Origin of the sequence: Moorena sp. SIO4E2, assembly GCF_010671945.1 — a bacterium.
Taxonomy (GTDB): Bacteria; Cyanobacteriota; Cyanobacteriia; order Cyanobacteriales; family Coleofasciculaceae; genus Moorena; species Moorena producens.
In genome coordinates this window covers 1-4,218 of record NZ_JAAHIE010000584.1, presented here as the reverse complement: position 1 = coordinate 4,218, position 4,218 = coordinate 1, and the positions used below count along the sequence as shown (strand labels likewise).

Genomic DNA, 4,218 nt, shown 5'->3' with positions numbered 1-4,218 from the left:
TTACAAATGATCAACTATCCCTTGACAACAGTTTCATTATTAGCAACACCTTCGGAACAGAAAAGGGTGGGGATATCACTATTGATACTGGCTCACTCTCTGCCAAAAACGGTGCTCAGATCGAAACCAGTACCTTTGGTCAAGCTGATGCAGGGAAAGTGACTATTGTTGCTGATGATACAGTCACCTTTGAAGGGAAACCGGAAAATCCTAACACTACTGGAATTTTCAACAACATAGAACAAGACGCTATCGGTAATAGTGGTGGTATTTCCATGACCACAGGCTCTTTGTTTATGAATGATGCTTTCTTGCAGTCGAGGATCAAAGGACAGGGAAATGGTGGAGATGTAACAATTATTGCTGATGACCAAGTTATCGTTGACCAGAACAGTAACTCGATTCTGACCGAAGTGGATTTTTCCGTAATCGGCAGCGCAGGAGATATATCGATTGATGCCGAATCAGTCACTATCAGCAATGGTGCTAGACTCGTAGCTGACACCCTGGGAATAGGAGATGCGGGCAATATAACTATAACAGCTCGCGATACAGTTACCATTGACGGGGTAAACAGTGATCTGACACTAGCCAGCGGGTTGCGCTCTCGGGTCGGTCGAGATAGAGAAAACCCAAGGTTTCGCAACAAACCACAAGCTATAGGTAATGGTGGCGACATCACCATAAAGGGAAAGTCAGTTTTTGTGACCAATGGCGGTCAAATAAGTGCTGAAATATATGACAAAGGAAAGGCTGGCAACATATCAATTATTGCTGAGGATGACGTTATCTTTGATGGCGCTTTAATATTCAGAAATAAAAACAGGAATAATAAGGTGTCAAGCTTTTCAAGTATTATATTCACTCGAGTTAGACAAACAGCAGAGGGCGACGGTGGCAACGTATTGATTGAAGGTCGGTCAGTTTCGTTTACCAACGGTGCTGTGATAAATTCCGAAACCCGTGGCAAAGGAAACGGGGGTGATGTGGAAATCAAAGCTCGCGATCGCGTTTTAGTTGACGGAGTGGTTTTACTTGACGGAGTGGACAAAACCAGGTCAATCACTACTGGCATATTTAGTAATGTTAGAAGTAATGGCGATGGCAATGGTGGCGATATCAAGATCAAAGTTAAAGAAGGTTCATTGGCGATTACTGGAGGTGCTAGGTTACAATCTGGTACTCAAGAGAAGGGAAATGGTGGCAATGTGATCATTACGGTTGATGATCAGGTTTTAATAGACGGAGTGGGCATTAATGACCAACCTAGTCAGATCTTGACTGGTGTGGATCTTAGGTCAACACAGGGCAACGGTGGTAAGATTAAAATTAACGCTAACTCAATTGCTGTGACTGATGGCGGAGCCTTAGATGCTAGCACCAATAGTAATGGTAACGGTGGACCTATAGATTTAACCACCAATACACTAACTGTTAATGGTGGAGTCATTTCCAGCGCTGCTAAAGAGAAAGCTATCGGTCAAGCCAGCGATATCACAATCAATACTGATGCCCTCAAAGTTGAGGATGAAGGGGAAATAACAGTCAAAAGTGAGAAAGGGATAGCAGGAAATCTGGACATTAAAGCTAATTCCCTGTTGCTTGACAACGGCACACTTTTAGCTGAAACTCAACTGAGTGGAGGGGAAGATGGAGCGAATATCACACTAGACGTATCAGAATCGATAGTGATGCTCAACGAAAGCCTAATCTCCGCAGAGGCTTCTGAAGAAGCTACGGGTGGCAATATTGATATTGATACCGACGTCTTAATTGCCTTTCCCCCAACTGGTCCTAATGGTAGCGATATCATTGCCAAAGCTGAACAGGGAAAAGGTGGTGAGATCACCATTAATGCCGAAGATGTCCGTTTGATTGAGGAGCGCGAAGCCATTGATGGAAATCGCACTAATGATATTGATGCCAGTTCTGACTCTGGTCCACAAGGAATAGTGACCATCAATACGGGCAATCTTGACCCTTCTCGGGGATTAGATCAACTACCAATTAATTTAACTGACCCATCATCACTCATTGTTGCTAGCTGTCCGAGAAGTGGGAAAGTCTCGGTAGATGAACTTGGTGAATTTATTGTTACTGGACGAGGTGGCATTCCGGCTAGTCCCCTCGACCCGATTATCGGTCAAACCATCATTGCTGATTGGGTGACTCTAGATGATCAAACCCTTACTGAAATTGATCACAATCTTGATAAGAATCAGACCTTAGCTCCCTCGACCGAACAGAATTTTATTCCACAGAATTCTAAGCCAAAACGGATTGTGGAAGCTCAAGGCTGGATGATTGGTCCGGATGGTAAGATCATTCTCACCTCTTTCCCTACCGATACCACTAGCCCACCCAAGCCTTGGTATCACTATGTCTCTTGCCGAGATTTATAGCACAGCGCTATCAATTTTAGCTAACTTTTCAACAATCCCAATTTCTCCTGCAGGTGAATCTAGAGCAACTATTACTTGGCAAGTTCCGGTATTTACTGGCAAAAGCTGTAAGTGTATCCATCTTTTCGGTGTATCGCCGATATATCTTGAGGTTTACAGCTCTTGTACCCCTTCATTCCTAACGGGGTAAATCCAAAACTTCCTTTGCTTCTGGGAGTAACCTTGCCTATTCCTAATTTTTGGTGCCTAGCTATATCTCCGGTAGCCCAACCTTTAATCGGTCTTAATGGGTTGTGTCTAATGGGGTAACCGTATTTATTGAGTGCTGCTTTTTGTCTGCTACCCTGCCCTTTACAGGTTGCCAATAGTGGCTGAGAGGTTTTCAACATTAGGGTCTCAATGTCTCCAACACAAGCAGCATCAATCCAGTGCTGTTTAGGTAGTCTTAGCTTCGTCCGGTTGTACTTAGTTTGTGCTCCCGTCCCAATTACTACAGGTCTGGCGTTTCGGAGTACTTTCACTAACTTGTTGCGAGTTGTGTTAACCGCCGCCGCATCCTTCAATGGTAGTTTAGCTTTGACTTTAATCTTTTGGAGCAAGCTCGGCTTCTTTTTTAGGAAAACCTCTATAGGTTTGTCACTTTTTCGTTGATTGCATTTTTCGCAAGCTAAACAAAGATTACTTACGCGATCGCTTCCTCCTTTTGATTTTGGATGGATATGCTCAACCTGTAAGGGTACATTTTGCTTGCCACAATAAGTGCATTCCCTCCCCCATTTTTCAAGCAAATACTCTCTGACCTCGTAACCAGCTAGTTCCCCCTGTTGGTACTCAACTCCACTAATTTCAGGATTTTGCATTTTTTGGGTGTCAAACTTAACTCTTTCAACCCAAATCTCATTTACTGGGCAAAACTTAATCAATCGCTTAACCCAGGTTTGAGTAGTCAAAATCCTGTGTTCTAAACTAGGGGGTAGCCATCCCTCTGGGCGCTTACGGTTAAGGAATCTGGGTTTTCTATAGCGAGTGTTTCGGTTACGCCTCCCACGCCTTACAGCCCTTCTAGATTCTAGTTTTTTCTTGATCAATCCTCCTCTGTGCTCTAGCTCCATTCCCCAAATGACTTGGTTGTTTTGAATTAAGGCAAATCCAGTTACTTTACTGCCAGGATCTATCTTTATTTGGCAGGGTGATATCGTTGGATTATTGATCGCTGTTTTCAAAATGATTGTGAACGGGTACATCCTAAAAACCGCAGCTTTACCTTTATCCAATAACCGACGTGCCTTCTTTGGAGTAATTGGATTTAATGGCTGTTTGTTCGTGTCAATAACAAATACGTAATTTTGCATTTTTAATGCGTCTCAATTCGGTAATGTGTTCCTCGACAAGGTTAAAATGGCTTGTTAAGCTAATCACACATTTTGCCTTTGACTTAATGATTAGCGACAGAGCCAAGGGCTGGAGTTCACCCTTGGGTGTCATAACCAAATCAACGTAGGAAATTAATCCTAAGTCTGCATCCTAGTTTGGCAATTCCAAGAGTTACCGGGGATTACCAAGGCTTACACTAGGAGAGCGTGACGCATAATATCCACTGGCGGAGTTTGTCCTAACCAAATTTTGAAAGCTGCTGCTCCCTGTTGCACCAGCATTTCCAATCCATCAATTGCGATCGCGCCCTGTTCCTTGGCTTGTCGTAAAAACTGAGTGGGATTAGGAGTATAAATCAAGTCATAAGCGATCGCATTTTCCGGCAACCTGGCCATAGCTAGCTGATCAACAGGAGACTGCTCGATGTTGGGATACATTCCCA

The 4,218-nt window shown here is 43.6% G+C and carries 2 protein-coding genes and 1 pseudogene; 1 reads left to right on the top strand and 2 read right to left on the bottom strand.

The window, feature by feature from the left end; all coding sequences use genetic code 11:
- Positions 1-2,402, top strand: a 2,402-nt coding sequence (locus tag F6K37_RS33505; RefSeq protein WP_287255029.1) for an autotransporter outer membrane beta-barrel domain-containing protein, incomplete at its 5' end; no start/stop codon positions are given.
- A 92-nt stretch (positions 2,403-2,494) separates the two neighbouring features.
- Here the strand turns inward: F6K37_RS33505 and iscB are convergent.
- Together iscB and F6K37_RS33495 are read right to left on the bottom strand one after the other, a co-directional pair.
- Positions 2,495-3,754, bottom strand: a complete 1,260-nt coding sequence (gene iscB, locus F6K37_RS33500; protein ID WP_287255028.1) for an RNA-guided endonuclease IscB — start codon at positions 3,752-3,754, stop codon at positions 2,495-2,497.
- 213 nt (positions 3,755-3,967) lie between these two features.
- A pseudogene (locus F6K37_RS33495) lies at positions 3,968-4,218 on the bottom strand (shikimate dehydrogenase); the annotation flags it as partial.